The sequence below is a fragment of the Pseudomonadota bacterium genome (assembly GCA_010028905.1).
Classification (GTDB): Bacteria; Vulcanimicrobiota; Xenobia; order RGZZ01; family RGZZ01; genus RGZZ01.
The window spans coordinates 1-2376 of record RGZZ01000637.1 but is presented as its reverse complement, the minus strand read 5'-3'; the positions used below and the strand labels follow the sequence as shown (position 1 = coordinate 2376).

The window sequence follows — 2376 nt, the reverse complement described above, 5'->3', positions numbered from 1 at the left end:
CCCGACGATCTCGTCGGCCAGATGGTGCTGCTGCAGGCCCGCGAGGTTCTTGGCCGTGGCGCTGATTCGACCGTGACGCCGGACTTCGGTCTCGAAGCAGACTTCTTCGCCCTCGGCGGACACTCGCTGCTCGCCACACGATTCACCGCACGGCTACGACAGGCGCTGGGCCTCAACGTGCCCGTTCGCCTCGTCTTCGATCATCCGAGGCTGCTCGACCTCGCGACACGGCTGAAGGCGCTTCTCTCCTCCGGAGAGCATGGAGAAGACCTGGCAGAGCGCCTCATCACGCCTCTCGCGCCTGGTGCACCGAGACCCGCATCCTTTGCCCAGCAGCGGCTCTGGTTCATCGATCAGCTCGAGCAGGAGAACGGCAGCCAGGCCTATCTCATGCCTGCGCTCCTCGAAATCGAAGGCACTCTGAACCCCGCCGCGCTGAAGCGCGCATTCGACGCGCTCGTGCAGCAACATGCCAGCCTGCGCACCCTGCTTATCGAGCGCGAGGCAGCGGTCTGGCAAGAAGAGATCCAGCCGGAGAATCCGGTTCTCTGCATCGAGAGCCCCACATCAGCCGAGCGTGCCATTGATCGGGCAAGAGCCACGCTCACGCAACCTTTCCGACTCGCCGAAGACATCCCCATCCGCGCGATTCTCGTCCCCATCGCACCTGAGCCCATGACGCACGCCGCACGCAACGGTCCATCGACCGCTGCAGATGCCATCCAGAGCTGGATCCTGGGGTTTGTCCTTCACCATACCGCCGCCGACGGCTGGTCCTTCTCCATTTTGCTACGCGAACTCTCCAGGCTCTATGAAGCCGCCTGCGCAGGGGGAGATCTGGCCCCTGCCGCGCCACGGCTCAGCTACGCCGACTTCGCCGCGTGGCAGAGACGCTATCTCTCTGGACCACGCCTCGCCGCGCAGCTCGACGGGTGGAAGCAGACCCTCGCAGACGCGCCAATCTGCACGCCCATCGCCACCGATCACCCGCGTCCGCCGCACCAGAGCGTGCGAGGAGGCGTACACACCTGGCGCATCGCCGCTGACGTCACGTTTGACTTCGAACGCGGTCTGCGCACCCGTGGCGCAACGCTGTACATGGGGCTGCTCGCAGCCTGGGCGCACGTGCTGCAACGTCACGGCGCGGGAGACGACATCGTCATCGGGAGCCCTACCGCCAACCGTACCCACCCCGATCTCGAGCCTATCGTGGGCATGTTCGTCAACACCCTGCCCCTGCGCATCGAGCTCAACGACGCACCGACCTTCGAGCAGCTGCTCGCCCACGTGCGTGAGCGATGCGTGCAGGCCTGGGCCCATCAAGATGTTCCCTTCGAGACCATCGTTGAGAGCCTCGATCTGCCCCGTTCCTTGAGCCATCCGCCGCTCGTTCAGCTCATGCTCACCCTGCAGAACAACGAGCAGGCGAACTTCCGTCTGGGAGACCTTCGCGGGCAGGCTGTCGACCTGGGCCAACGCATGGCCAAGTTCGACCTCAGCCTCTCCGCCACCCAGACAGAACCCGGACTCGTGCTCGAACTCGAGTACGCCGCCGACCTCTTCGAGCCTGACACCGCTGCGCGAATGGCCGAGCGCCTCACCGCGACGATCGAGAGGATTGCGGCCCACCTCACCGCCAGTGGCGGCGCAACCCATGATGCAGCGCTCCATCTGCACCGGTACGATCTGCTCACGGACGAAGAGCGAGACTTGCTGAGAGCACTGAATACGGAAACGAGGCCCACGCCATTCGTCGATGCGCTCCCCCTCGTGCACCAGCGCTTCGAAGATCAAGCCGCCCTGCGCCCCCACGCCACCGCCTTCGTCTTCGAAGAGCAGACCCTCACCTACGGCGCGCTCGATGCCCGCGCAAACAGGCTTGCGCGGCATCTCATCGCACTGGGGGTTGCCCCCGACGCGCGCGTGGCCCTCGTCATGGACCGTGGCTTCGATCTCATCGTCGCTATCCTCGCTACGCTCAAAGCCGGCGGCGCGTATGTGCCCCTCGACCCTGCGTGGCCCAGCGAACGCATCACCTACGCGATAGAAGACAGCGGCGCAAAGATCGTGCTCACGCACGAGGCTGTATACGAGGCCGCGCTGTCAGACACGCACCCAGACACCCACGTCTCCTCCAGGCCCCAGATCGTCTGCATCGACGCAATGCAGACGCAATACGCTCTGGCACGTAGAGCGCATACCACGCCTGGCACGAGCGCGCTCTCCCCGCAGAGCCTGGCCTACGTCATCTACACCTCGGGCTCCACCGGCAGGCCGAAGGGCGTCGGTATCGCGCACGCGCACCTGCGTGACTTCATCTCGGCCCAAGCCGCCCGCTTCACGCCGGGAGAGACCATCCGCGCCACTGCGTGGACC

At 65.4% G+C, this 2376-nt stretch carries 1 protein-coding gene; it reads left to right on the top strand.

From position 1 onward, the window contains the following. Positions 1 to 2376, top strand: a 2376-nt coding sequence (locus tag EB084_23820; GenBank protein ID NDD31290.1) for a hypothetical protein, incomplete at both ends; no start/stop codon positions are given.